Source organism: Bradyrhizobium nanningense, assembly GCF_004114535.1.
Lineage (GTDB): Bacteria > Pseudomonadota > Alphaproteobacteria > Rhizobiales > Xanthobacteraceae > Bradyrhizobium > Bradyrhizobium nanningense.
Genome location: NZ_LBJC01000025.1, coordinates 32872 through 59136 on the forward strand (window position 1 = coordinate 32872; position 26265 = coordinate 59136).

The 26265-nt window shown below is 61.5% G+C and carries 29 protein-coding genes; 11 read left to right on the top strand and 18 right to left on the bottom strand.

All coding sequences use genetic code 11. From position 1 onward, the window contains the following. Window positions 1–39 precede the first annotated feature (39 nt). The 4 genes from XH84_RS20950 to XH84_RS20965 all read left to right on the top strand — a co-directional run bounded on the left by XH84_RS20950 (window position 40) and on the right by XH84_RS20965 (window position 5118). Entirely contained in the window at window positions 40–2823 is a 2784-nt protein-coding gene (locus XH84_RS20950; protein ID WP_128920027.1) for a UPF0182 family membrane protein, read from the top strand. 269 nt (window positions 2824–3092) lie between these two features. Further along, complete coding sequence (locus XH84_RS20955; RefSeq protein WP_128920026.1) at window positions 3093–3308, top strand: hypothetical protein; 216 nt, start codon at window positions 3093–3095, stop codon at window positions 3306–3308. A 32-nt stretch (window positions 3309–3340) separates the two neighbouring features. Beyond that, complete coding sequence (locus XH84_RS20960; RefSeq protein WP_245471782.1) at window positions 3341–4330, top strand: YncE family protein; 990 nt, start codon at window positions 3341–3343, stop codon at window positions 4328–4330. 14 nt (window positions 4331–4344) lie between these two features. After that, window positions 4345–5118: a hypothetical protein gene (locus XH84_RS20965; protein WP_128920025.1), complete on the top strand. Its 774-nt coding sequence runs from the start codon at window positions 4345–4347 to the stop codon at window positions 5116–5118. 237 nt (window positions 5119–5355) lie between these two features. Here XH84_RS20965 and XH84_RS20970 read toward each other — a convergent pair whose 3' ends face one another. The 4 genes from XH84_RS20970 to cysK form a co-directional block, all read right to left on the bottom strand. Further along, on the bottom strand, window positions 5356–5805 hold the full coding sequence (locus XH84_RS20970; RefSeq protein ID WP_128920024.1) for a hypothetical protein: 450 nt from the start codon (window positions 5803–5805) through the stop codon (window positions 5356–5358). Between the two features lie 64 nt (window positions 5806–5869). After that, window positions 5870–6598, bottom strand: coding sequence for a DUF542 domain-containing protein (locus tag XH84_RS20975; RefSeq protein WP_245471783.1), 729 nt, complete (start codon window positions 6596–6598; stop codon window positions 5870–5872). 267 nt (window positions 6599–6865) lie between these two features. Continuing rightward, entirely contained in the window at window positions 6866–8038 is a 1173-nt protein-coding gene (metB, locus tag XH84_RS20980; protein ID WP_128920023.1) for a cystathionine gamma-synthase, read from the bottom strand. A 162-nt stretch (window positions 8039–8200) separates the two neighbouring features. Then, a complete protein-coding gene (gene cysK, locus XH84_RS20985; protein WP_128920022.1) occupies window positions 8201–9178 on the bottom strand; it encodes a cysteine synthase A in 978 nt (325 codons plus the stop codon). Between the two features lie 337 nt (window positions 9179–9515). Between cysK and XH84_RS41410 the strand changes: the two genes are divergently transcribed. Beyond that, window positions 9516–10001, top strand: coding sequence for a putative zinc-binding protein (locus XH84_RS41410; protein ID WP_128920021.1), 486 nt, complete (start codon window positions 9516–9518; stop codon window positions 9999–10001). Between the two features lie 114 nt (window positions 10002–10115). On the opposite strand, the gene XH84_RS20995 is transcribed toward XH84_RS41410, so the two are convergent. Continuing rightward, on the bottom strand, window positions 10116–10448 hold the full coding sequence (locus tag XH84_RS20995) for a DUF6522 family protein (RefSeq protein ID WP_245471784.1): 333 nt from the start codon (window positions 10446–10448) through the stop codon (window positions 10116–10118). Between the two features lie 69 nt (window positions 10449–10517). Between XH84_RS20995 and XH84_RS40855 the strand changes: the two genes are divergently transcribed. Together XH84_RS40855 and XH84_RS21005 are read left to right on the top strand one after the other, a co-directional pair. Next, complete coding sequence (locus XH84_RS40855; protein WP_245471785.1) at window positions 10518–11279, top strand: DUF2249 domain-containing protein; 762 nt, start codon at window positions 10518–10520, stop codon at window positions 11277–11279. Next, window positions 11276–11512 (top strand): hypothetical protein, encoded by a 237-nt coding sequence (locus tag XH84_RS21005; protein WP_164936329.1) that lies wholly within the window; start codon window positions 11276–11278, stop codon window positions 11510–11512. Before XH84_RS40855 ends, XH84_RS21005 begins: the two co-directional genes overlap by 4 nt. Before the next feature lie 12 nt (window positions 11513–11524). Here XH84_RS21005 and XH84_RS21010 read toward each other — a convergent pair whose 3' ends face one another. The 6 genes from XH84_RS21010 to XH84_RS21035 all read right to left on the bottom strand — a co-directional run bounded on the left by XH84_RS21010 (window position 11525) and on the right by XH84_RS21035 (window position 14024). Continuing rightward, window positions 11525–11953: an RrF2 family transcriptional regulator gene (locus XH84_RS21010; protein ID WP_128920020.1), complete on the bottom strand. Its 429-nt coding sequence runs from the start codon at window positions 11951–11953 to the stop codon at window positions 11525–11527. Window positions 11954–12067: 114 nt separating this feature from the next. Further along, window positions 12068–12304: a hypothetical protein gene (locus XH84_RS21015; RefSeq protein WP_128920019.1), complete on the bottom strand. Its 237-nt coding sequence runs from the start codon at window positions 12302–12304 to the stop codon at window positions 12068–12070. Beyond that, a complete protein-coding gene (locus tag XH84_RS21020; protein WP_128920018.1) occupies window positions 12301–12528 on the bottom strand; it encodes a hypothetical protein in 228 nt (75 codons plus the stop codon). Before XH84_RS21020 ends, XH84_RS21015 begins: the two co-directional genes overlap by 4 nt. 76 nt (window positions 12529–12604) lie before the next feature. Beyond that, complete coding sequence (locus XH84_RS21025; protein WP_128920017.1) at window positions 12605–12859, bottom strand: DUF2249 domain-containing protein; 255 nt, start codon at window positions 12857–12859, stop codon at window positions 12605–12607. Between the two features lie 105 nt (window positions 12860–12964). Then, on the bottom strand, window positions 12965–13303 hold the full coding sequence (fdxA, locus tag XH84_RS21030) for a ferredoxin FdxA (protein WP_128920016.1): 339 nt from the start codon (window positions 13301–13303) through the stop codon (window positions 12965–12967). A 217-nt stretch (window positions 13304–13520) separates the two neighbouring features. Further along, window positions 13521–14024 (bottom strand): Lrp/AsnC family transcriptional regulator, encoded by a 504-nt coding sequence (locus XH84_RS21035; RefSeq protein ID WP_245471786.1) that lies wholly within the window; start codon window positions 14022–14024, stop codon window positions 13521–13523. A 90-nt stretch (window positions 14025–14114) separates the two neighbouring features. Between XH84_RS21035 and XH84_RS21040 the strand changes: the two genes are divergently transcribed. After that, window positions 14115–15752 carry a thiamine pyrophosphate-binding protein gene (locus tag XH84_RS21040; RefSeq protein WP_128920014.1) on the top strand — a complete coding sequence of 546 codons (1638 nt, stop codon included), beginning with the start codon at window positions 14115–14117 and terminating at the stop codon, window positions 15750–15752. Between the two features lie 232 nt (window positions 15753–15984). After that, a complete protein-coding gene (tcuA, locus tag XH84_RS21045) occupies window positions 15985–17409 on the top strand; it encodes an FAD-dependent tricarballylate dehydrogenase TcuA (protein WP_128920013.1) in 1425 nt (474 codons plus the stop codon). 193 nt (window positions 17410–17602) lie between these two features. On the opposite strand, the gene XH84_RS21050 is transcribed toward tcuA, so the two are convergent. The 5 genes from XH84_RS21050 to pqqD form a co-directional block, all read right to left on the bottom strand. Then, window positions 17603–18352 (bottom strand): dihydroorotate dehydrogenase, encoded by a 750-nt coding sequence (locus XH84_RS21050; protein WP_164936327.1) that lies wholly within the window; start codon window positions 18350–18352, stop codon window positions 17603–17605. Further along, window positions 18349–18843, bottom strand: a complete 495-nt coding sequence (locus tag XH84_RS21055; RefSeq protein ID WP_245471787.1) for a urate hydroxylase PuuD — start codon at window positions 18841–18843, stop codon at window positions 18349–18351. Before XH84_RS21055 ends, XH84_RS21050 begins: the two co-directional genes overlap by 4 nt. A gap of 193 nt (window positions 18844–19036) precedes the next feature. Beyond that, the gene (pqqA, locus tag XH84_RS41905; protein WP_008618162.1) at window positions 19037–19111 is read right to left on the bottom strand and encodes a pyrroloquinoline quinone precursor peptide PqqA; all 75 of its coding nucleotides are present in this window, start codon (window positions 19109–19111) and stop codon (window positions 19037–19039) included. 84 nt (window positions 19112–19195) lie between these two features. Continuing rightward, the gene (gene pqqE, locus XH84_RS21065; protein WP_128920010.1) at window positions 19196–20329 is read right to left on the bottom strand and encodes a pyrroloquinoline quinone biosynthesis protein PqqE; all 1134 of its coding nucleotides are present in this window, start codon (window positions 20327–20329) and stop codon (window positions 19196–19198) included. Beyond that, window positions 20298–20585, bottom strand: a complete 288-nt coding sequence (gene pqqD, locus XH84_RS21070; protein ID WP_128920009.1) for a pyrroloquinoline quinone biosynthesis peptide chaperone PqqD — start codon at window positions 20583–20585, stop codon at window positions 20298–20300. The genes pqqE and pqqD overlap by 32 nt, the downstream gene beginning before the upstream one ends. Window positions 20586–20731: 146 nt before the next feature. Between pqqD and XH84_RS21075 the strand changes: the two genes are divergently transcribed. Next, window positions 20732–21838, top strand: coding sequence for a M48 family metalloprotease (locus XH84_RS21075; RefSeq protein WP_128920008.1), 1107 nt, complete (start codon window positions 20732–20734; stop codon window positions 21836–21838). A gap of 77 nt (window positions 21839–21915) precedes the next feature. On the opposite strand, the gene XH84_RS21080 is transcribed toward XH84_RS21075, so the two are convergent. After that, window positions 21916–22866: an alpha/beta hydrolase gene (locus tag XH84_RS21080; RefSeq protein WP_164936326.1), complete on the bottom strand. Its 951-nt coding sequence runs from the start codon at window positions 22864–22866 to the stop codon at window positions 21916–21918. Between the two features lie 242 nt (window positions 22867–23108). Further along, window positions 23109–24065, bottom strand: coding sequence for a hypothetical protein (locus XH84_RS41910; RefSeq protein WP_430641928.1), 957 nt, complete (start codon window positions 24063–24065; stop codon window positions 23109–23111). 709 nt (window positions 24066–24774) lie between these two features. On the opposite strand from XH84_RS41910, the gene XH84_RS21095 reads away from it, so the two are divergent. Further along, window positions 24775–26265, top strand: a complete 1491-nt coding sequence (locus XH84_RS21095; protein ID WP_245471789.1) for an amidohydrolase family protein — start codon at window positions 24775–24777, stop codon at window positions 26263–26265.

Here is a 26265-nt window from a genome sequence, read left to right on the forward strand (position 1 = left end):
CAAGCGGCGGGCGCCCCTCATTTCCACTATAATCAAGCCATGACGATCGGGATTACCGGACCCGAACGGAAGGTACCAAGGCAAAGTGCCGTGGTCGGGCTCATTGTTGCGGCCGTCCTCATCGGGATTTGCCTGTTCCTGCTCGGGCTCGCGAGCGACTTCCTGGTCGACTGGCTGTGGTTTTCCTCGATCGGTTATCTGCAGGTTTTTTGGACGACGATCGGCGCCAAAGCTGTCGTCTTTCTTGTGGTCTGGACCGGAACCACCGTCGTACTTTGGTTGAACGGATGGTTTGCCCTGCGCTTTGCCCGACGGCAGTCGACACAGCTTGTCGCCGCGTCGGTGTGGGACTTCGCGGGCAGCGCGCCGCCAGATCTGCGTGCGCTTGTACGCGATCGACTGCCGTGGCCCCGGTCGATCGCAGGCGGGGCAGCTTTGCTCGCTCTGCTTGTCGCCGCCGCAAAAGTCGGCAATTGGGGCGTCCTCTTGCGGTTTGTCTATCAGGTGCCCTATGGCGCAGACGATCCGCTCTACAACAAGGACATCGGCTTCTATCTCTTCTCGCTGCCCGCCTACATCCTCATCAAGAACTGGATGATGCTCGCGCTCGTTCTAAGCGCGCTTTTCGCCGCGGCGATCTACTGGGTGCACGGCGATATCGAATACGGCAGTCATCGCCGATCAATGTCTTCGACGGTGATTGCCCACGGCTCGGCGCTGCTCGGTCTTCTCTTTGCGGTAAAGGCCTGGTCCTACGGTCTTGATCGCTATCTACTGCTCTACGGCGATAACGGCGTGGTCGTCGGCGCAAGCTACACCGATGTCCACGTGGGGCTGCCGGCCTTGTGGTTGATGATCGGACTTTCGGTCATCGCGGCGTTCGCCGCGGGGGCAAACCTGCGGGTGCGCACCTACCGGCTTCCTGCCGTCGCGTTCCTGCTTGTCGTGATCGGGTCTTTCGCGCTGTCAGGTGTAATCCCCTTGCTGTTCGAGCAGTTCTTCGTCAAGCCCAGCGAATTGGAGCTGGAAAGGCCCTATATCCAACGCAACATCGCGCTTACCCGGCAGGCATACAATCTCGATCAGATCGCAGCCAAGCCGTTTGCCGCCGAACAGAAGCTTAGCTTCAAGACGCTCGACGCCAACAAGGCGACGATCGACAATATCAGGTTGTGGGACTGGCTGCCCTTGTCGGACACCTACGCGCAGTTGCAGGAGATCCGCACTTACTACAAATTCCACGATCTTGACGTCGATCGCTACTGGCTCGATGGCTCCTACCAAAGCGTAATGCTCTCGGCTCGCGAACTGCGGCCCTCCTTGCTGCCGCCGAATGCCCAGACGTGGGTCAATCGACACGTGCTGTTTACGCACGGCACCGGCGCGGTGATGAGTCCGGTCACGCGCAAGAACTCCGAAGGGCTGCCCTTCTTCTATTTGCGCGACATACCTCCTGTGGCGGACGGAGGCCCCCAGATCCATGAACCGCGCATCTACTACGGCGAGGAGCCCGACAGCTACGTCATCGTCAAGGGGAGCGCACCTGAGTTCGATTATCCGAAGGGGAAAGACAATTCCTACGCGGCTTATGAGGGTACCGGTGGCGTTCCGATAGGAGCGATGGTGTGGAGAGGCCTATTTGCTTACTACTTCAACGATCCTAACCTGCTGCTCTCAAGCTACATCACCACCGACAGCCGGATCATGATCCGCCGCAATATCCAGGAAAGGGTACGAACGATCGCTCCGTTCCTGAGGCTCGATCACGATCCTTATCTGGTCATCAGCAATGGGCGGATGTTCTGGATGCAGGACGCCTACACGGTGAGTTCCTACTTCCCCTCCGCGCAGCCGGCGCAAGCCCAAGATATCAACTACATTCGCAATTCAGTGAAGGTCATCATCGATGCCTATAACGGGACCGTCGACTTCTATCTGATGGACACTGGCGATCCGGTTGCCGCGACCTACCGGCGTATCTTTCCGAATTTGTTAAAGCCATTCTCGGCCATGCCGACGGATCTGCGGAGGCACATTCGCTATCCGGAGGACCTGTTCCTGATTCAGGCGCAGCTCTATCAGAGCTATCACATGGAGGCGGCCGACGTTTTCTATAACCGGGAAGATCTCTGGCAGTTCCCGCGCCAGCCGGGCGGCGGCGGCGTTGCGACGATGGCCCCATATTACATCATCATGCGGCTGCCCGGCGAGCCGCAGGCCGAGTTCTTCCTCATGCTTCCCATGGTGCCTAGCCGCCGCGACAATATGATCGCGTGGCTCGCCGCGCGTTGCGACGCGCCCGACTATGGCAAGCTGATCGTCTACGAGTTTCCCAAGGAGAAGCTCGTCTATGGACCGTTCCAGATCGAAGCGCGGATCAACCAGAGCACCGAGATATCCCAACAAATCACGCTGTGGAACCAGATGGGTTCGCGGGTGATACGCGGTGCGAACTTGCTTGTGATCCCGATCGAGAACTCGATCCTTTATGTAACGCCGCTCTATCTGCGAGCGGAGCAAGGGCACCTGCCGGAGCTGAAACGTGTTATCGCGGCCTACGGTGAACATGTGGTGATGAAGGAGACGCTCGGCGAGGCCTTGTCGGCACTCTTCATCGAGCCTAGCGCGGTGGGGCCGGTCTCGAGCCCGAAGGAGGAAATGCCTGTCACTCGCCCGTCGGCAAGTCAGGCCCGGGAGACGCTCGACCGCTATAATCAGGCCGTTGAACGATTGAGGTCCGGCGACTGGAAAGGCTTTGGCACGCAGTTCGACGCAATGCGCGAGCTCCTGGAGGAAATGAACCGACACTCCGTCGACCGCTAGGGCCTCAACGACTTGAGTTTAGCCCGGTCTCCAACCCGGAAATTGCGTACGCGGCACGGCGCGTGAGCTCCGCTCAAAATCAGATCGCGACTTCAACAACATAAGAGTTCGCAGTTCTATTCTGAGTGCTGCGCCATTTGCGTACAAAACCACGAACCCTCTTTTCCGGCTGACAGCTGGCGATAACGGCTTGCTCAAGCGCCGTTTTTGAGCCGTGAATGCGGATGACGCGGTCATCAACCTCGACGGCATCAATTAGCGAGGGTCATATGGCAGAACTCGTGCCATTGTTTCCAAGGCAGGCCGTTCCACCTCTTCACGTTGACCTCGCCGGCGACGGCGCCTTTGAGGGTTATCTCGTCCCAGGCAACGTCATGCTTGCTCAAAAAATTGCCATGGAGACGGATGAGCTTGGCGCACTGGCGGTCGCGCATCGAGTTGTGCCGGTGGTGAGGCGCGTTGGTCCGGCGCAGTCGTGGACCTGATCGCGGTAAGGGCAGGAATGGCTATGTGCCGAATGTTACCAGCCATTTTGTCAGCGGTACTCGCCGGCATTGCTGTCGCGAATGGGTCGATCGCTTCAGGCGCCGAAGCCCCGCCGCTGCAGCTTGAAGACAAGATCCCGCTTGGCGATGTGCGCGGCCGGATCGATCACATGGCAGTCGATCTAGCCCGACATCGCCTGTTCATCGCAGCGCTCGGCAACGACAGCTTGGCCGTGGTTGATCTGGCCTCCAAACGGCTGGATCGCCTCATCGGCGGACTTCCGGAGCCCCAAGGCGTCGCTTACGACAGGGCAACTGACACGCTCTACGTTGCAAATGCGGGCGACGGATCGGTGAGGTTCTTCAACAATGGTGATCTCTCAGCTGTCGGACAGATCGAGCTTGGCAGCGATGCAGACAATATACGTATCGACTCGAGGGCAGGGCTGGTATTCGTCGGCCACGGCGACGGGGCACTGGCTGTCATCGATGCTCCCACGCGCAGCAGGACCGCAGATGTGCCATTGAAGGCTCATCCGGAGAGCTTCCAGCTCGACGCCGCGCGAATCTTCGTCAATGTGCCCAGGGCTGGCACCATCGACGTCATTGACCGTATCTCGCGTCAGAAGATCGCATCTTGGCCCACGGAAGGCCGGAGTGCGAATTTCGCGATGGTGCTCGATGAAGCCCGTCAGCATCTTCTTGTTGCGTTTCGGCGGCCTGCAGAGCTTGGAGTGTTCTCTTTGAACGATGGAGCTCTTGTCGGGACAGTGTCCACCTGCGGCGACGTTGATGATCTATTCCTCGATTCCAAGCGCAATCGGATCTACATCAGTTGCGGTGATGGCTTTGTCGACGTGCTCGCCGTGGATGGCGACACCTATCGGCAAATTGATCGCATACCGACCGCGGCTGGTGCAAGAACGTCACTTTTTGTGCCTGAACTTGATCGTCTGCTGGTGGCCGCTCCGGCCAAAGCGGATAGCGGAGCTGCAATCTTTGTCTTTCGCCCGTCGCCATGAGGAGGGCACTGACCATGCTTGCCGGAGATTCGGCGTTGGTGCGATACGTCGCGGTATCCTTAATCGCTCTTGCCGGCAGTGTGTACTCTGGACCAGCTCTCGCATATCGGCCTTTTGACGGCACCGATGCGGCTGTCGCCGCACCGGGCGAGCTTGAGGTCGAATTGCAGCCAGCGGGCGTTCAACGTGAGCAAGGTACGCACACGCTCATTGCGCCATGGACCGTCCTGAACATCGGATTGAGCGAAGGATGGGAGGCGGTCTTCGAAGGACGAGGTGAAACGCCTCTCTCACCGTCCGGTCCGACCGAACTCATCGATGCCGGCGCGTTCCTCAAGCATGTCGTGGTACCCGGGAGCCTTCAGGAAAAGACCGGGCCGAGCGTGGCGACGGAATTCGGCGTGCTTCTGCCGGACAGCACGGGCAATAGCGGGGCTGGCCTGAGTTGGGCGGGGATCGTCTCGCAGCGCTGGGATTGGGGCACGGTTCACTTCAACGTGGAAACCTTGCTGACGCGGGAGCACCGCGCCGATGTGTTCGTTGGGACCATCATCGAAGGGCCGACGAAATGGAAGGTGCGACCGGTCGCAGAAGTCTTTTACGAGAAGGAGTTCGGCTTGGAGGAGACCGTCTCGGGATTGGTCGGCTTAATCTGGCAGGTTAGCGACAAGCTATCCTTCGATGTGGCGTACCGCCACGCAGTCATCAACGCTCATCCGCTCAACGAAATTCGTGCCGGGCTGACCTTCGCTGTTCCTCTTCGGTTCGAAGGAGCCCACAACCGGTGATCGATCGAGGCCACGCACTCGAGTGGCTACGAATCCACGGCGTCCTGCTTCAGGACGACGTGATGCCTTGTGCATGCTGGTGCTGATCGGTGCGGCGCCGGAAGGCAGGAGCTACACCGCGGCTGACGATTGCAACCAGACTGCAGGCCGTCGAAGTTGCCGCGGCTCTCGATGCAACAAATGAGCGGAGGCGCGTCATTCGGCGCGGTTCGGGGCAATGGCGATGAAACGCCCCCGCTATGCAAACATCGCCTTGGCCAGCACAACGATGCCAATGATGCATGCGAAGACGATGAGGTGAATAGCCTTGAAGATAGCCGGCTTCATCTTATTCAGAAAATGCAGCGTCATCGCGGTGATGAAGCAAACGAGAACAATGGCGGCGAGCACAATCTTGACCAGCAACAGGCGCCCGAAGCTGCTTTCTGGCATCGTCGAAAGGTTCGGGAAATGGGCCCGCAACATGAGGACGCCAGTTGCATAGAGCAAGACGATCACGACCGGCATGAATGTCCGGGCGCGCTCAATGATGCCGGCTTCAATTTCCATCATCACCTTGCTTGACAGGCGCTTGTGCAGGGATTCGAGGATCAGCACCTCGAAGATCACGACCCCGCCAAAGGTCACGGCACTCAGAAGGTGGATGGTCTGGATGACGAGATAATACTCGTTCGAGAAGGCGCTCATCCTTGTCCCTACTCTGGGTTTCAAGCTGCCGTCGCATCTCGAACCGGGCAGCCCCAAGGCGTCCCTATCGGGAGTCACGCGCGCTTGTGGTCCCGCGTGACCCAGACGGCGGCACTCGATCAGGCCGCTCCGTGGCGCTCGAACCTCGGGAACAGCACGTTGTTCTCAAGATGGATATGCTCCATGACATCATCAACCAACTTGGCCGTCCCGCCATAGAGCGCCGTCCACGAGCGACATGCGCCCTTGGGCAGCGCGAAGCCCTTCGCAAGCTCTCCAGGCGGCGCAGGAGTTCGCCATGCCGATCGTGATCATCCCGCATTTGCGAGATCGGGAGCTGATTGCCGGCAGCATCCTGTTGCTGCATCAACGGGAAGAGTTCTGCCTCTTCCTTCTGCATGTGCTCCTCCAGCTCGGCCTGGATGGCCTCCAGCGTGTCGGCAAGTCCCTGCGGCACCTCGGGATGACCGGCGTGGACAGCCTCGACTTTCCGGGCCAGGCGCGCAAGCTCCGGCAGTTCGCGCCGATGCGTCTCGTGATAGCGGGTCAGGATGTGATCGATCAGCGCGCTGGTTGCTTCGGGCGCCGAACCGGATTTCCGTGGATCGAGCGCGTCGAGCGCCTCCTCTACGGCTGCAATGTCCAGAGCGCGCTTGCGGACGGCTTCGGCCAAGAGCACGTCGCCGCCGCAACAGAAGTCGAGCTTGAACCGCCGGAACACCGCGGTCGCACCGGGCAATGTCGCGGCGATTTCTCCGACGGTACGATTTCGAAGCGAGGCTTCAGTCGTCATTGTTCAGGTCCTTTCCGATCCCGATACGGCGCTTCCGGACGGAGGCGTTCTCGCTTCCCGAACGCGAAGTCCCGCTTGCTGCGGTTGTATTGACGAGATCCGTCATACAGCTCGTCCGTCACGTCCGCCGATAAGATGTATTTTATATCGATGTTAATCGAGGGCAACAGAAACATAATGCCTCGGTCCGGACGTCATGAGTTGTGTCGGCGTGCAAAGACTTGCGAGGCGCAAGTAGTTGTGCACGCCATTTCACGAGACTTTCGGCTACGGGGACCTGACCGCGGCAAGGCCGCGCTCCAGATCGGCGATCAGATCGGCCTCCGCTTCAAGACCGACCGAGAGGCGGATCAGGCTGTCGCTGATGCCGGCAGCCCGCCGCGCCTCCGGGCCCATACCGGCATGCGTCATCGTTGCCGGGTGCGCAACCAGGCTCTCGACGCCGCCGAGCGACTCGGCCAGCGTGAAGACATCAACTGCCTCGACGAAGCGGCGCACGGCGTACGTGCCGCCCGCCAGTTCAAAGCTCAACATGGCGCCGAAACCGCTTTGCTGGACCGACGCGATGGCGTGCGCTGGATCGGAGTCGAGGCCCGGATAGTGGACCGCTGCAACAAGCGGATGTCGGGCCAAGAACTGTGCCACGGCCATGGCGTTGGCTTGCTGGCGCTCGATCCGTGGAAAGAGCGTCCGCAGGCCGCGTAGCGTCAGGTGCGCATCGAATGGCGATCCCGTCGTGCCAGCGATGTTGGCCCAGGCGGACAGCGCCTCCACATCGGACGAGGCAGCGGCAATGACCGCGCCTCCGACCACGTCGGAATGTCCATTGAGATATTTTGTCGTCGAATGAATGACGAAATCCGCACCAAGCGCGATGGGTTGCTGCAGGGCGGGAGACAGGAATGTGTTGTCGACCGCGATCTTAGCGCCTGTTTCCCTGGCGCGTGCGGCGATCGCGCGAATATCGACCACCCGCATTAGCGGATTGCTCGGGGTCTCGATCAGCACGAGCTTCGGCTTCCGGCGGAGCGCGGTTGTAAGCGCCGGCTCGTTACCCTGGTCGACAAATGCGAGATCGAACTGCTTGCGGTCGCGCCGCGCGGAAAGCAGCCGATAGGTTCCACCGTAGCAGTCGTGCGGCGCGACCACAAGATCACCCGGCCGCAGTAGCGACAGCACGAGATCGACCGCTGCCATCCCGGAGGATGTCACGACCGCGCCGGCGCCGCCCTCGAGCTTGGCAATCGTTTCAGCCAACAGATCGCGGGTCGGATTGGCGGTTCGCGTGTACTCGTAGCCAAGGTTCCGCTCGAATCCCTCAAACGCAAAGGTGCTCGTCAGATAGAGCGGGGGCGCGACGGCCCTGAACGCGCGATCTGCGGCGACGCCGTTCGCCGCCGCCACGGTGCGCGGATCCTTTGTCTTTCCCACCGTCGACATCTCCAGAAGCCTCGTTGGCTATCACTACTGCAGTTGGCCGCGCGAAGGTAGGGCACCATCACTTGTTCCGCGCCGCTCGCGGCCTGTCACCTTCTCGCCGAGGCATCGCTCACAAGCGTTCGCCCCTTGCTCGAGCCGTCCATGCGTGTCTGTGCGGATCCGTCAGGCCGCCAGGCCCTGGGCGTCGAACACTCCCTCGAATAGAACCGTCGACAGACAGCGTTCGCCGGAATCGGGCAGCACCACGACGATGGTCTTACCGGCATTCTCCGCACGCTGCGCCAGACGCGCTGCGACGGCGGTTGCGGCGCCGCTGGAAATCCCCGACAGAAGACCCTCTTCACGCGCCAGGCGCAGTGCGAACTCGATGGCCTCCTCGTTCGAGACCTGCTCGATCGCATCCACGAGCGACAGGTCGAGTACGTCGGGAACGAAGCCGGCGCCGAGCCCTTGGATCTTGTGAGGCCCAGGCTTGAGCGGCTGGTTGGCCAGCGTCTGGCTCAGCACCGGGCTGCCGGACGGCTCCACGGCCACCGACAGGATGCTCTTGCCACGGGTGCGCTTGATGTAGCGCGACACTCCGGTGATGGTGCCGCCGGTCCCGACACCGGAAACAAAAATGTCGATCGATCCTTCGGTGTCGTTCCAGATTTCAGGACCCGTCGTCTCCTCGTGGATTGAAGGATTGGCAGGATTATTGAACTGCTGCAGCAGCACATAGCGATCGGGATCCAACGCCACTAGCTCTTCGGCCCTAGCGATGGCGCCCGGCATGCCGCGCCCTCCGTCGGTGAGTATGAGTTTCGCACCGAAGGTCCTCAGCAATTTGCGACGTTCGATGCTCATGGTCTCGGGCATGGTCAATGTCAGCGGAATTCCGTGCGACGCTGCAACGAAGGCCAGCGCGATCCCGGTGTTGCCGCTGGTCGGCTCGATCAGCTCTTTGCCGGGACCGAGCAGGTTACGCCTTTCGGCATCCAGAACCATCGCCGCACCGATCCGGCACTTCACGGAATAGGCCGGGTTGCGCCCCTCGATTTTGGCGAGGACCGTGGCCTTGGCGTTGCCCACGACGTGATTGAGTCGAACCAGCGGGGTCCGGCCGATCGACCGCGCGTTATCCTCGAACCATCCAGCCATATGTCACTCCTTGTCTCACGGCGCCGATCCGTCCTCGTCAGCGGCCTTGCGCGGAATTACCCATGAATGGAGAAGCGGTGACATGACCGCGGCATCAGGCTCATTGCTCTCGAACAACCAGTGAGGTCACTTGGAATGGAGGCACTGTCGAAAGCCGTTGCGGGAGAATTCTGCATCCGCAGCGGGTGCTCTCGCTAGAATGGAATTCGATGACGAAGCGGCCGGAGCATCAAAGCCTGCGCGATCGCGATTCATGTCTTTGCGCTGAGACAACGATTTGAAGCCCTGACTTCATCTAGAGCATTGGCGCGCTCGCTTGTGGTCTGGCGGAGAAATCATGATGAAGAGTAAGGCTGAGCTGCCCCTTGTTTATTCATGCTCAGGCTGTTCGAGCGTTGCCCAAATGGCAAATGACGTCGCGGTACGTCTGGACCGAGCGGAAGAGGCGGAGATGTCCTGCATTGCCGGTGTTGGCGGCGACGTCGGCCCACTCGTAAGGATCGCAAAATCAGGCAGGCCGATTCTGGCGCTTGACGGCTGTTCTCTCCGTTGCGCCGCGCAATGCCTTGAGCGGCAAGGGGTGAGCCCGACCGCCCATCTCGTGCTGACGGACATCGGCATCAAAAAACGCTTTCACGCAGGATTTGATGAGGCCGAAGCGAGCGCGATCTATCACAGGGCAGTCGCCGAGCTGAGGTCAATCGGGACGAGTTCGCTTTCAGATGCGGAAGCATCAGCGAAAAGGGGCGGCCCGGGACAGGATATCCCAGTCCGTGACGGTCCCCCGACATCGAAAGGCGTTCGGCACGTCATGGCGAAATAATCGCCTGCGCACCCGCAATAGTCGAAGGCGGCCTTCCGCCAGCCACCAGTGCGACTAGACTAGCCCCCGCGTATTTGGCGATCTCCTCGTATCCTGCCTCGGGTCGTCATGCCGTCAGCCGCCCGGACGGCGCAGCGCACTGGGGATCGGGCGATCACCGAAATCGATAGCGGACCTGCGAAGGACGCGCCCCGTCACATCCGTGCTCAGCCGCGCGCGGCGGCTGCGGTGGAAAAATGTGAGCCTAAATTCGCCGTCATGATCATCGATCCCGCGTTCGCAGACGCTCGTAATCGCGCCTTCGTGCATCAGGACCGGTACGGCGGCGGCCGAAACATTCAGGAGTTCGCCGATCAACTCAGCATCGACGTAGAACGTGGTATCGCTCCGCTGGACCATGCTGCGGGAGGGCGCAGGCGGATTCGCTTGATGGGGCCTATCCATCATCAGTATCTCCTTGCCGAGGTGCCCAATAAGATATATTACTAATATATCTTATTGTAGCGAGGTCAACCCATGACCATTCTGGCCCAACTGGAAAGCGGAGCGGAAGTGTGGCCCGTGCCGGCCGGACTTCCCAGCGCAAGGCTTCCTCCGAAGACCATGGCCAAACGCGCGGCCAAGACGCGGATAGCGCTCTCCACCGCCGAGCTCTCGTTCCGGATCTTCGCTATTTTTCGCGCGCATCCGCATATCAATAACGTACTGACGCACATTTCACGTGCGGATTGGGCGCAAGTCGAGCGAGCGCTCAATTCCATTCTCGATCCGGCGGCCGCAACCGGGCAGCTTTCACCGCTGGCGCAGAACATCATCGATCTGATGTGCGCCGAGCGCGGCATCACCGGGAAGATTCTCAAGCCCTGTTTCCACGCCGCCCTGGGCAAACTGCTCGAGCCGAAACGTGCAGAGCGGCTGATCGAACATATCGAGGCGCTGTATCGCGATCTCGAACGGAGAGCAGAACAGCCAGCGCCCGCGTCGCACGAGCTACCTAAGGAGCCGTCCATGACCGAACCAAACGCCGACGAACGCGTGATCAACGTTGCCGACATCGATCCAAAGTACCGTCACGCGATCCTCTTTCGCTTGTTCGAGCATCTTGCTTCGGATCAATCGCTTCAGATCGTCGTGGATCATGATCCCAGACGGCTCCGCCTGCAGCTTGAGGCGCAGCATGGCTCACGTTGCAACTGGTCGTATCTGGAGCGGGGACCGGACTTCTGGCGCGTGCGCCTGCGGCTGCTCCCACCCGAGGGAAAGGAGGCTTCGCGTTGAGCGATTCACATCACTATGTGCAGCCCGTCAATGAGGCGGAGCAGGTCTATCTTGAGTCGCTGATCCGCGAGGATTTCGCGCGGTGTCATCCGGGCGAGACGCTGGAAGACGTCAAGCGCCGCGCTGTCTTCTCGAAGGAGGACAAGGGGCTGCTTCGGGATTGGATGGCGGTCGCTGCCGGCCGTGCCGCAGCCGATCGAGCCCACCCGCCGTTTCTGCAAGCTGCCGAATAGCGGATCGACCCATCAGGCCGCGGGCCGCACCCCAAAATCCCTCGGCCTGAGCATCAAGTCGGCGAGCGTGTACTTGTCGAGCACGGCATTGAACGCGTCCAGGCCCTCATGCAGAACGCCGCGCAAGCGGCAGCAGCGGGTGATAACACACGCGTTGTCGGCGCCGAAGCATTCGACCAGAGCAAAATCGGGCTCGGTGGCGCGAATCACCTCGCCCAGCTTGATCTTGTGCGGTGGTTTCGCCAGCGCGAGGCCGCCCGAGCGGCCTCGCACCGCGTTCAGATACCCGGCCCTGGTGAGCGTATTGGCGACCTTCATCAGATGAGCGCGGGAGATATTGTAAACGCCGGATACCTCTTCGATCGTGATCAAACGATCCTGCCTTGCCGCAGCGTACATCAGCAGCCGGAGGCAATAATCGGAAAAATTGGTCAAGCGCATGATTTGCTCCGGAGCATTGGCACAGGCGCACGTACAGAGATCGCAGCCCGACAGTCACGCACAAAGATATATTGAATGTCCATGTTTCTCAAGTCGAGCCAACCGGCCATGCGATCACCCGAGGCTGCGCGTCAGGCGATGGAGCAACGCATTGAACCGTCGCTCGCCGCCTGGCGCGCTTCGTCGCAAGACGACGCAGGCTTTGCCTGCTATGCGGCAGGCCGCGTCGACTTCGCCCGCATCGGCAAGCTTTTGCAGAGCGTCGAGCAGCAGCAGGGCGACCTCCTGCTGCTCCTTGACGCTCTTGGCTTGGGCCGCGGTGGCGCCGGAAACGGGCAATTCTCGTATCATTGGAAGCCCAGATATTCCTTGGCGGTCGAACTCATCATGTCCGGCGTCCAAGGCGGATCATAGGTCAAGCTCACGTCAGCCCAATGGACGCCATCGACCGCCTCCTCGATAGGGTAGCTCGGAAACCCAAAGCCCACGGTCATAAGCACCTCTGCCGCGATCAGTGCCGTTAGCGCAGTGGCGAAATAGCTCAGGGTCCATCGGGACAGGGATGCGCCGATCATGGCTGTGTGCCCACGCCTCCCGGATCGGAGGGAGCGACTGGCCGCTCCCTCCGAGGGGATCTTCAGGAAGGGATATTCAGGCTGCCTTGGCGAGCTTTCCGATCTCGACGCGCCATACCGTCGGACCGCTCTCAAGATATTTCCAGGAGAACTGCTTCGGATATTCGGCCTCCAACTGGTAGTACAGCGGCTTGGGGTCGTGATCGTTCACCAGAATGAACGCGCGGCCGACTACCAGCTCATTGACGAGCTGGAAAATCTTCTGGTGCCGTTGAGCCGGCGGTAGTGTGCGTACATCGACGATCGATGCGTCTCCGTTCGAGCTGGACATTCGTAAATTTCTCCTTCTGTCGCTCGCGAGCTTGATCGATCCATCGCCCGCGACCCGGCGGAAGATCGAAGGGCGGACGAACCACCCGTAAGAGAGCAAGTCGCCTTAGCCGTCACCAGGCTTAGAACTGAAGTGCTTGGCAAACTTGTTAGGCGCGCCATTCCACGCGTCAGCGTCGCCGGGTGGCTCACCCTTCTTGGTGATGTTCGGCCAGAGACCCGCGAATTTGCGATTGAGCTCGAACCAGTGGGATTCGGATGGAATGTCAGAGTCCGGGAAGATCGCCACGGCGGGACATTCGGGCACGCATACGCCGCAGTCGATGCACTCGTCGGGGTGGATGACCAGCATGTTCTCGCCGACGTAGAAGCAGTCAACGGGACAGACCTCAACACAGTCCTTGTACTTGCATTTGATGCAATTGTCGGTGACGACGTGAGTCATCGCCCAGTCCTTCGCTCGCACCCGAACCTCGTGCCCGGCTGATTAGATGTATGATGGATATATCTTTAAGGGCGTGCCGCTGCCAAAGCAATATATAAAATATATCTTTTCGCAGCGGTGTTCGATCCGAGCTGGTTCGGAGCACCGTGGTCCCGCAGATCCAAGGACCAAACACCGCAAGCGGACCAAAGTGCGTCAAATCGGGCTGCGCGCTTTCTCAAGCGATCTTCAAGGCCGTCGTTTCCTTGATCTGCTTCACCGGTATGATCGTGCGAGTGTTGGCAACTCCGACGATGCGAGTCAGGATCTGGGTGAGAAAGCGATGAAATTCATCGAGGTCGGCGACCGCCACCTTGAGCAGATAGTCGAAATCGCCGGTGACGAAACAGCAGTCGATCACCTCGGGACGTCCCCGCATCGCCGTCTCGAAACGCCTTGAATAGGCTTCGGCCTGCTTTTCCAGCCGCACCTCGATGAAGGCGACGAAACCCGCGCCCACTGTCTTGCCATCGACCAGCGCCACGTAACGACGAATGATCCCGGCGGCCTCCAGCGCCTTCACCCGACGTAGACAGGGCGAGGGCGAGAGTCCCACGCGGGCCGCCAAGTCCTGGTTCGGGAGGGTGGCGTCCTCCTGAAGAAGCCGCAGAATCTTGCGATCGATATCGTCCATACGCAATCTCATACCATGCTTTTGTATTTTGAAGATATCAGATGCCAAAATGGGACGCGAGGCGTCGCCAAATCGCCTCCCGCTGCCGTCATCGCGCCGCTAGGCTCGTTGCGAGACCAAGGGGGCGAGGAGATTGTGATGACGCGACGGGCCAGCGACGTTCTGCTCGAGATCCTGCGCGACGAAGGGATTTCTCATGTCTTCGGCAACCCCGGATCGACCGAGATGCCGTTGATGGACGCGCTCGTCGATGCGTCCGATATCACCTATGTGCTCGGACTTCAGGAAGCGACGGCCGTCGGCATGGCGGATGGTTGGGCGCTGACGTCCGGCAGGACCGGATTCGTCAACCTTCATGCCATGGGCGGGCTCGGCAACGCCATGGGAGTGCTGGTCGCCTCCAAGGCGAGCGAGACCCCGCTCGTCGTCACGGCCGGCCAGCAGGATACCCGTCATCTGATGACCGAGCCGTGGCTCTCCGGCGATCTTGTCGCGCTCGCCGAACCTGTCACCAAATGGGCCAAGGAAGTCCGACGTGGCGAGGACCTCGGTGCCGCATTGCGTCGCGCCTTCGAAATCGCCCGCACGCCGCCGTGCGGCCCGGTCTTCCTTTCACTGCCGATGGACGTGCTCGACCAGCCGATCAGCGGATCAACGCCGGCGGCCTCGGCGGCGCCGCGTCTCGGCGCATCCCCCGATTCCGATGCCCTCGCCGATACGCTGGCCGGGTTCGATCCCGAAAAGGTCATCATTCTGCTTGGCGACGATCTGCCGGCCTCCGCAGCTCCCGGCATTGTCGCGATTGCAGAGGCCGGTGGCTACGCGGTCTGGGGCACGCAACTTACCTCGCGCTCCGCCTTTCCCTCGGCTCATCCATGCTGGGCCGGAGTCTTCAAGCCCGACTTCGCGGTGATGCGCGAACATCTGGAAACGGCGCAGGCTCTGGTGCTAGTGGGCGGTCGCGCCTTCGTCGCCTATCCCTATCGCGATGTGAGGCCGATACCTGAGGGGTTCAAGGTCCTTCATGTGGCGGATAATGCCGAGGCGTTGGGCCGCGAGCACCCTGCCGACGCAGCGCTGCTGGGCAACATCGGCGCAACGCTCCAGGCCGCCGCGATCCGTCTCAGCGGCCTCGTCAAGGGCCCGGAGGTCGCCGCGCGATTGGCACGCAGAGCCGCGACCAAGCGCGATTACGAGGCGGCGATACGTGCGCAAATCATGAGCGACATGACGGAATTGCCGCTGAGCCCCGATGCGGCCGTGCTGACCGTGTCGGACGCATTGCCAGCCAACACCTTGCTCGCGAATGACTCAGCCGCCACGTTCGGCAAGGTCCAGGACATCTTGACGACTCGGCCCGGTCGCTACTTCTTCGCTCGTGGTGGCGTCCTCGGGTGCAACATGCCCGCGGCCGTCGGCGCAGCGCTGCTCCATGACGGTCCGGTTGCGTCCTTCGTTGGAGACGGCGGCGCGATGTATTCACCGCAAGCGCTGTGGAGCGCCGCGCGCTATCGGGCCAACGTCCTGTTCTTCATCTTCAACAATCGACGCTACGGGGTGCTGCAAAATATCGCGCGCCAGCTGGGCTGCACGAATGCCGTCGCCGGGCGATTCGTCGGCATGGACGTCAACGATCCCCCGATCGATTTCCAGGCTTTGGCCGCATCGATGGGCGTCCCGGCGGTACGGGCCGACGCTCCCGATGCCATTCGAGCCGCGATCGTTGACGCGCTTGGGCGCAGTGGCCCTACACTGATCGAAATCGCGGTGAAGTAACCCGGATGCTGCCAGCGCACCGCTCGAATCTGTCCGCAGCAGGGGTGGCTCAGCGAATCTCCGTGATGGCTTGACCATTTGGCATAGCTGGATATCGCGGCGGTCCAACCACAGTCACCGCTCCAAGAGGTGCGACTGAGAACTATTGCGGCTTCTTAGGGCGCCAGTTCATCGATCAGCCGATCATGTTGTACTCGAGCGCGAAACAAGATACGCGTCGACAGACGGCCCCATGACGCTTGCGAACTCACACCTCTCCAACTCGTCGCGGACTTACGACGTCGTGGTCGTGGGGGGCGGAAACGCGGGACTTTGCGCGGCGATTTCTGCGCGTCAGGCAGGAGCGTCGGTGCTTCTGCTCGAGCAGGCGCCAAGAGCTCTAAGGGGCGGAAGCACCCGCCATGCTCGCAATTTGCGAGTCAAGTGCGACCCACCAAGTGTCCTTCCAGATCAAGCTTATTGCGGGGACGAATACTGGGCCGACTTGGCGCAAGCGACTGCTGGGCATACCGATGAAAACCTCGCGCGCCTCATGATCGAGGGGTCAGCCCACATAGTCCGCTGGATGGAGCAATGTGGCATCCAATTCGAGAAGTCGCGCATCGGAAATCGCCCATCGCGGAAAACAGCCTTTCTTCTCGGAGGAGGCAAGGCCTTGCTGAACGCATATTACCGGAAGGCAGAGCGGATCGGCGTTGATATCGCCTACGACACTGAAGTCCTTTCCGTGCCACTCGATCACGGCGTGGCTTGCGAGATACATGCCATTAGCAATTGTGCCCTGACGAGAGTCCGAACCAGAGCGGTTGTTGTTTCGTGCGGCGGATCACAGGCGAACACGGATTGGCTCCAGCATTACTGGGGAGACGCGGCAAATCGCTTTGTCATTCGGGGCGCGCGCCAGGCGAAGGGGCGCGTTCTCGCGAGTTTGCTCGATCAGAACGTGGTGCCGATCGGTGAGCCCGGGCAGTGCCACATGGTTGCGGTCGATGCGCGGGCGCCGAAGTTCGACGGTGGCATCGTCACGCGGTTGGACTGCGTGCCTTACAGTGTTGTCGTCGATCGTAACGGTCAAAGGTTCCATGATGAAGGTGAGGAGGTCGGACCAAGAAGATTTGCAGTCTGGGGCAAGCTCGTTGCGCGATGTCCGGACCAGATTGCATACGCGATTCTCGACTCAAAGGCCGAAGGTCTCTTCCGACCATCCTTCTATCCGCCGATCCGGACGCAAACGATCTCCGAATTGGCAGTGGAGCTTAAGCTGAATCCAGCGGATCTGGCGACAACGATCCACGCTTTCAATGCCGCGATCACAGACGCATCCGATCGAAAAGCAGGTCGTTTGGCGCGAGCCGAGGACATTGTACCGCCGAAGTCAAAGTGGGCGATGTCGATCGACACGCCTCCGTTCAGTGGCTATCCGCTTCGACCCGGCGTGACCTTCAGTTATCTCGGCGTGAAGGTGGACGATCATGCGCGCGTGATCATGGCAAGCGGTCGACCCGCGGCGAACGTGTTTGCCGCGGGCCAGATCATGTTGGCGAATATCTTGGCGAGCGGATATCTTGCCGGGGTCGGAATGACCCTTGGGACGGTCTTTGGGCAAATCGCGGGACGCTGTGCCGTGCGTGCTGCACGCTCCTGGTCCCCCAGATGAGCGTGCAGCGTTGATCGCACGGGGCAGGGTGCTGCGGGTCGCGATCAGTGCGCGCCATTGATCGGCCTGCGGAATGCCTAGAGGCACCATGCCGTTGTACTCTCAACGCAAACGAGCGGGCCGCCGCAGACCTATGGCGCAGGAATTCGCTTGAGATATTTGCCGTCTGCCAATCTCGGACTTCCATGTGGTGCTATTGCCGACATAGAGAAATTGCGCCAAGTGGGCCACTCCACATGAGCGCACGGCAGCATTGAACAAGGCTGGCGCCGGCATCCAAGCGATTGCGCATGTCGCGACGGCGATGAATCCCCCCAACCGCCACAACCGGCATCAGGAAATGAAGATGCGCGATAAGGGTGGCATCGGCGCCCTCGACAACGATTCCGTCGTAACCTTCTGTCCTGGCAGCTTCGGCCAGATCACCGAGATGCGGTTCGGTCGGGACCTTGAGCAGCAATGGCACTGAACGGACACCTTGAGCGGTCCGGCGCATGAGAGCCAGGCTTTCGCGCAGCGGCCAGCGCAATGAACCGCCCTTACCGCACAAGCTAAGACTGACGTAATCCGCCAGCGGAGCCAAGGCTTCAAGGCACTCGGCCACATCGTTCATTGCTTGGACGGAAGGGCTTCCGTCGTCCGGGCCGATCACGATGCCAAGCCTGGCCGGGCCGGGACGGCCGGCCGCGACCAAGGCCTGGGACAACGATGGACGCCCAACCGCGCCTCTCAGGCAGACGGTTCCGATCTCGGCGAACCCGAAGCCGAGACGACCAAATCGGCGACCGATGTGTCCGAAGGAATCGAATCCCGCCGCGACCCCGATGGGCGAGGCGAACCGCAGGCCGAAGGCGCTGGTCGCCATGAAGCCGCGCTGCGCAAGTGGCAGGCGACAGGCCAGATCGCTGGCGACGAGCGCAAGGCGATGGACGCGCGCCTTCAATCGAGCAGCAAGCCGTGCGCTCCCGCTACCATCAGGAACAGGAGCGGAATCGATAGCAGGGTGTTGACCCTCGCCGACAGGAACGTCACCCGCGAGCATTGCACCCTCTCTTTGTAGGAAGCAGGGACAAAGCCCAGAACCTTCTTCTGGTGCGGCCAAAGGACGAGCCAAAGGTTGAGCACCATCATGGTGCCAATCCAAAATCCCATGCCGATGGGAGCAGCAGTCCCCGACAGCGTCACGGCATCCATCAGCATTCCATTTCGGTGCAGCATGGCGAGGCCTGTCGACCAGACCACCACCGAGGCCCAGCGGAAGGCGCCATGTTCGCGTCGAAGCCGAGACTGAAAGTCATTCCCGGTCGCGGCCGCCGGTTCAGTATCGTCTGCAAACGGAATGAAGTCAGGCCGGGAAATGAAATTGGCGTAGTTGTGGCCGATCCAGATCAGCGCACCGCCGACGTGCAGCCAGCGCAAGACGAGATCGATCAACCCGGCATGCATCACGGATGTCCAAGGACAAGAAGGCGGATTGCGAGCGCAAGAGCAATAGTCAGCGCCAAACCGCAACCGACAGTGCCCCCGAACGAGTCGAGGATCGTCTTGCGAAAGGGAGGCGGCGGCGCCATGAGCATCCAAATAAATAGGCGGAAAAGGGACCCGAAGGTCCCTCTCCCGTCCCGACTTAGCGGACGAAGACGTAAGCGGTGACTTCGAAGCCCATACGCAGGTCGCAATAGGCAGGCTTTTCCCACTTCATGGCGCACTTCTCCCTTTGAGTGAACGTACACGCTTGAAACGTTAGGGGCCACCGACTGCCGAAAGTATCGGCAATAAGTAGTATCTACTGTGTCGAGGAAGCTACGCCGACCTCGCGCATCACCAGCGGGCGCGAATTGCGCTGCGGCCGATGTGCTTCGACGATTGCCTCCTCGACCAGATGATGGAATGGCGACTTCGAGCAGGCCGGATCGGGGTTGGCGCCATCACCGGTCAGCAAATAGGCCTGGCAGCGGCAGCCTCCGAAATCCTTCTCCCGTTCACTGCAACTCCGGCATGGCTCCTTCATCCAGGCGTCGCCGCGATAGGTGCGGAATGCCGGCGACTCTTTCCATATCCATTCCACCGAATGCTCCCGCACCGAGGGGAAGTTGAGACCCTTGAGCAGGCGCGCCTCCTGGCAGGGTAGGGCGACGCCGTCGGGGGCGATGGTCATGATGATGCTACCCCACCCGTTCATGCACGCCTTGGGGCGTCCGTTGAAATAGTCTGGAATGACGAAGTAGATGACCATCTTCTTGCCGATCCTCTGACGAAAGGAGTTGATGGCCTCTTCGGATGCCTTCAGCTCCTCGAGCGACGGCATCAGTTCGTCACGGTTGACCAGCGCCCAGTTGTAATATTGGACGTTGGCGAATTCGACATAATCAACACCGAGGTCCAGCGCCATCTCGAGATAGGCGCCGGTGTGGGCAATATTTTGCCGGACGACAGGGATGTTCAGAACGACCGGGAAGCCCTGCGCCTTGATCTCGCGGATCATAGCGATCTTGTGGTCGTGGACCGACGCGCCCACCAAAGCGTTGGTGGTCGCAGCATCGTGGGATTGCAGACTGACCTGGATCTGCTTCAGGCCGGCGGCTTTGAGACGGGACAGCCGCTTGGCACTCATGCCGACCGTCGAGGTGATCAGGTTAGTGTAGTAGCCGAGGCGATCTGCCTCGGCCACCAAATCCTCGAGGTCGCGGCGCATCAATGGCTCACCGCCAGTGAAACCCAATTGCAGGCTGCCAAGCGTCCGGCTCTCGCGCATGACCCGCTTCCACTCCTCGGTGGACAGCTCATTTTGATAGGCGTCAAGATCGAGCGGGTTGCTGCACCACGGGCATTTAAGCGGGCAACCATAGGTCAGCTCGCACACCAGCCACAATGGCCGGCCCTGCCCATCAAGTCTTAACGCGGGTCCAGCCTTTGTCATTGGCAATCTCCAGAAATGCGAGGATGTCGGCAGAAATATCCTGCCCGTCACACAGGGCCGTCAATTCTGCGACCACATCATCGATGCGGCGACCGCCGACGACCCGCTTCAGAATCTCTGCGGCGGATGAGTTGAGCTTCACGATTCCCTCGGGATAGAGAAGGACGTGAGCTTGCTCGGCCTCCTCCCACCGCAACAGATACATCGGATGGAGTTCGACGATGTCATTTGGGTCAAGCCGGGCGGCTTCAGTCATGCATCCTCCCAATTGCCGATTTGTCTTTGTTGCTTTTTCTGTTGTTGATGCCCGAGGCGGTCATCCGTTGGACTGCCGCGCGGTTATTGTGTTGGCCGCGATCGCGAAGCAGCAATAGTCCTTAGGTACTAGTCTGGAAGCCGAACATGATCGGATTGCTGTCCACCACGATCGCGGGATTGGCGCTCGGTGTGGCGGCGATCGAGATCTGGATTGCTCGCCGTGGATTGGCTTGGCTCGGACGACGGACAGAAGGCGCGGTGCTTGTCCGTGAATCCGAGCGAATCCGGCGGCTGGCGTTGCGAGGAGGCGCGCGATCGCTCCTTGCGCTGACTGCGGCATTGGGAGGGGTGAGTGCTCTGTCTCAGCTTAGCGGTCCGCTGCTGTTGTTGCCGATCGCGGTAGCGGTGCCGACATTGCTTGATGTTTCAGTGGCGGCGTGGATCCAGCGCAGGGGGCGAACTCGGGAGTGGCGCGCTTTTTTTCGGGAGCGCTTACGGCTCTTCTACGCGGAGGGGCGGCAAAGCGTTCCAGTCGCTGCCGTGGTGGGATGGGCGATGCCGGAGACCGGGTGGTGGCTGGTGGCTTGGGTGGGATTCGCGATCACACTTGTCTTGCGGGAGGCAGTTCCGCCGTCCGGCCGCGTCCTGTCCGCGATCGAGTCAGGGTCGTTGGCGACAGAGATCGAGGCGGTGATGCGACGGTCCGGACTGGAAGGAACGACGGTCCGAATTGCAAACGACCTACAACGGCCGAGCCAGATGAACGCGCGCGCCCAAGGGATCGTCGCGCGACGGTGTATTCTTCTTGATGCCACGCTGGTTGCCGGAATGCCAACCGAGCAGGTACTTGCTGTGGTGGCCCATGAGGCTGGTCACCTCGCGGGCTATCATCGCGAGTGGTTCACCGTCTGGCGCCTGACGATCGGATTGGCAACGGTGCTTGGGATCGCACAGCTGGGTGGCGGATGTGCACCACGGGAGAGCGTGGCGATCTTGCTATTGGCGTTGCCTGCGCTGGGATTGCTGGTGCGGCCGGTGGAGACTTGTTTGATCCGCAGGTGGGAGGCTGCCGCAGACCGCCACGCGGCTAATCTCGCCGGAGCGACGCTCTTTGCAGAAGCGCTGGCACGGCTATTCGGCGCCAACTTGGCGGCCCCGGAACCGGAGCCGGTATGGGCGAGCTTCCATCATCCGCACCCGCCGCCGGTAAGGCGTCTCGATCGCCTCGCAGGGCCGCCAGGCGGTCCTTGAACCATGCCGCGGTGAAATAGGCGATGTGCCGCTCGGTCTCCTCCAGGCTGTGTCGGCGAGCGATGCCAGCCGCCCTCTCACGCCGCCGTGCCGTCGATCGAGCGGCGGATCACCTGCTGCACTTCCGCATTCGACAGGAACAGGTCGTGGTTGATGATGCCCCAACCTTCCTGGGACGCATCGACCACGCGCACTCCGAGCCGCGCGATCGCGGCTTTCTCGGCGGCGCCGACCCTGGTCATGCCGCCTGCGAGCTGTCCCGACAGCGCCAGTGCACGGTCGTTGGTCGAGGCGATCACGGTGATCTTGCCGGCCAGCGGACCGATGCGCTGGATCGCCGACGAGAACACGTCCATGTCGATGTCGGGCGCGGCAAACACCACCGCGCCGATCTTGCCGGTGACCGTGTCGCCGTATCGCGCATAGAGCTGGCGCAGGCTTTCGAGCGTCAGCATGGTTCCCATGCTGTGCGCAACGATGTGGACGCGGCCAGCGCTTGGCGCGGACACGAGCGCAGAGAGCACGCGCTCGAAATCGTCGCGCGACCACATCGCACTGTCGCGGTCATAGGCATAGTCGAACAGTCCTGCCTTGGAGGGCCAGGCGAACACCATGGTCCGGCCGCGGAACTTGATCGCATCGGAGAGATAGGCGCCATCCAGCACCGCCGTCTCGAACGTCTGCTTGAAGCCGTGCACATAGATCAGCACGTCTCCGCCGCCGGCCTGCGTCGCGAGATCGGCGGCGTCGGCGGTGGCGTCGATCCGATCAAGACGCCAACTGCCAAGTCCAACCGAGGCGAGAGACAGGCGGCTCTCGTCGGGCGCCACCAGCTTGGCCCGCGCGACCGTCATGCTCGTTGCGCGCTCCGGCCCGAACCAGGGTTTGGCGCGAGCACCATTCACGGGCTTGCGCGTGGTGGCGACAAGCAATGTGGAATCGACAGAGAGTGACGAGGCATCGTAGCGCGCGCCGGTCGCACCCAGGCCGGCGCATCCGCCGAGCGCGAGCGCACTTCCTGCCGACACGAGTCCGCCGAGCAGGGCGCGACGCGAAACGGAATGATGGGAGGCTTGTTGCAGATGACGTTGGACGATCAAACGGAACCCTCGGGAACTTTGCCCCCGGTAACGCCGCCCCACCTAGCTCCCTGAATGACAATGGGGGCGAGAAGACGGCGGAGCTGCTTTGCGGCCGGTTCAAGTCGCGGCGTTCGCACGAGCGCCGGATCAGTCCGTGATTTCGATCGAATGGAGCGTGGCCACGCCGGTCAGGCCGACTGACGCCAAGCATCCGCCGTCAATAGTTCCAGCTGGGCCAAATAAGCCTTATTCGGGTTCTGATCGGGCTTCGCATCGACATTCTCGTCGCCCGATTTGGTCTCGCGCATCAGGTCGTTCATGTGTTCGGCTAGCACCGAGCCGATCGCATGGATGGCTTCGTGACGATCGAGTCCTTCGGACATCAGCCGCCCCGCGACGCGTCGCACCGGCAGCGTGGGATCGGCAATTTGGCTCTCCACGATCACATGAAAAACAGCGTGCACTTTCTCCCGCGGAAGGCGGATTCTGGCGCGCCTATGGTACGCCATCACGAGATCGATCCGTTCCTCCTCGTCCAGCGCGGCCCACACATCCGGCTCTGGCTCTATGAATGGATCATACGCCAGGGGCGTTACTTCGCCTTGCCGCGCCGACCGAACAACCTTCGGCGTCTGCGTGATCTGGAGCGAACAATATACCAAAGCAGCCTGATCTAACGAAGCGACGCCGCAAGGTCGGCGATCGATCTGTGGAGAACGAGCGCATCGTCCTTCGAGGCAATGAACCCGCGCCGTTTCCAGAACGCAGCAGCATCGGCGTCGACTGCATTGACGACCAGCGCGTCCTCCGATCAGGCCTGCGGCCGTGACGCAGCGCCGGAGTGCATGCTTGAGCAGGCCGGTGCCGATCCCCTTGCCGATCCAATTCTCGTCGGTCGCGAGCTGTCCCAGCAAGAGGCAGGGAACGGGGTCAGGCGGCTGACCGGTTCGTATCGACCGCGGCAGGGACGAGGGAACGATGGCCGTCGGTGCAAGGCCATAATGACCGACCACCCGGTTCATCTCGTGCACCACCATGACGGCGGTAAGACCCTTTTCCTGGTTGGACAGCGCTCGCGTTTTCAGCCAGCGGTCGAGCGATGGCTTGCCGCAGGAGAACTCGTCGAGTTGGTGCGCTGGCGTCAACGGTGAGCGAAACACCCCAATCCGCTGTCAACCCGGCTCAACAAAAATATTCCACTTTACCGAAATTCGGATTTGTCGTATGTGTCGGCCATCCCAGCCCACCAAAGGGGCGGTCGTACGTCGTTTCGAGCGCGGGCTGGGAGTTGCGGTGGACGCGGGCGGCGTTAAAGGCGGAGCTTGCGCGTGCAGGGCGAGATCATCTCGTGAGCACGCGTGACCCGCGAAGACGAACGGCGTCCTCGCGTACGGCGAAACCGTGTGGTCCTGGCCGTCGTTGCTACGGTCAAGCCTTTCGCGGAGATGCGAGCGAGCCCAACCGGGCAGACTGCATCATCCAATTCGCGGGGCGAGGGAGGCCAGAAGGAAAGTTCGGCTCCCAGGAGAGCGCGGCATAGGCCGTCAAACCATCGCGCAGGGAAGGCCTGGTTTCGGCTGCCCTGTGTCTCCCCTGTGCATTGCGTGTGCATCTGTTCAGCACGGGGGTCTTTACGGGTGCCAGCCGGCGCCCGGCCTTCCCTGCGCCCTTTCCTTCGAGAGGGTGTGAAGAGAAGCACAGCTCGGGCAAGTCATGCCGCGAGGATGCAAACGCATGTCTGCGATTTGCCTGCCAAATGACCTTCCTTGTGAGCATGCTGCGTCGGCTTCAGTGGAGGTGGTCGTCGCTCGCGGAATCTGCCTTGATGCGATATCGAGGTGGAGGAGTGACGATATGAGCGGCTTGGTGATCTCTGGCGGCCGGGTGGTGGATCCCGCGAGTGGGATGGATGCCGTCGGCGATGTGGCGGTGGTGGATGGCAAGATCGCTGCCGTCGGCACGGGTCTCGGCGGCGCTGAACGGGTGATCGACGCGACCGGGCTCGTAGTCGCCCCCGGCTTCATCGACTTGCACGCGCACGGCCAGTCGATCCCGGCCGACCGCATGCAGGCGTTCGACGGCGTCACGACCACGCTCGATCTCGAGGCTGGCGTGCTGCCGGTCGGGTCCTGGTATGAGCGCCAGGCCAGGAAGGGGCGCGTGCTGAACTACGGCGCCGCCACCAACTGGGCCTTTGCGCGGATCGGCGCGATGACGGGCTCCAACGCCGAGAGCTCGCTGGAGGCGTTCGGCAACGCTATGCGCGACCGCCGCTGGATGGACAACGTCGCGACCGACGCCGAGGTCGCGGGCATTCTCGAACGTCTTTCGCGCGGCCTCAACGAAGGCGGCATCGGCATCGGCATCCTCAATGCCTACGCGCCGGGCGCCGGCGTGCAGGAGCTGACCGCGGTCTGCCAGCTGGCTGCGGCCAAGAACGTGCCGACCTTCACCCATGTCGCCTTCATGTCGCGGATCGACCCCGAAAGCGCGGTGGAAGCCTATATCCGCCTGATCGGCTATGCCGGCGCCACCGGCGCGCACATGCACATTTGCCATTTCAACTCGTCGAGCAAGACCGACGTCGAGCGTTGCCGCGTGCTGATCGCAAAAGCACAGGCCCAGGGCCTGCCGATCACGGTGGAAGCCTATCCCTACGGCACCGGCTCGACCGTGCTGGCCGCCGCCTTCTTCAGCGACCCCGAATTCGTCGAGCGCAACGGCACCGGCTACGATTCCGTGCAGCGCGTCACCGACGGCTATCGCTTCCACGACCGCGAGGAGCTGTTGAAGGCGCAGGCGGAAGAGCCGTCCTCGCTGGTGCTCTGGCACATCCTCGACACCGAACACAATGCGCATCACCGCGACCTGCTCGACATGTCGGTGCTGTATCCCGGCGGCGCGATCGCCTCCGACGCGATGCCGTGGACGACGTCGGACGGCAAGACCTACACCGGTGATGCCTGGCCGCTGCCCGACGATGCCACCTCGCATCCGCGCTCGGCCGGCTGCTTCACGAAGTTCATCCGCGAATGGGTGCGCGAGCGCAAGACGGTGTCGCTGCTGGAAGGCGTGCGCAAATGCGCACTGATTCCGGCGGAAATTCTGTCGCAGAGCACGCCCGCGATGCGCGCCAAGGGCAGGCTCGCGAAAGACGCCGATGCCGACATCGTCGTGTTCGATTACGAAAGACTCTCGGACCGCGCCACCTTCACGGCGATGAACCGTCCGTCCGAGGGCGTACGGCACCTCGTCGTCAGCGGCCAGGTGCTGATCGGCGACGGCATTCTCGATGTCACGGCGCGGCCGGGCAAACCCGTGCGCCGTCCGGTCGTCGAGGGCTGA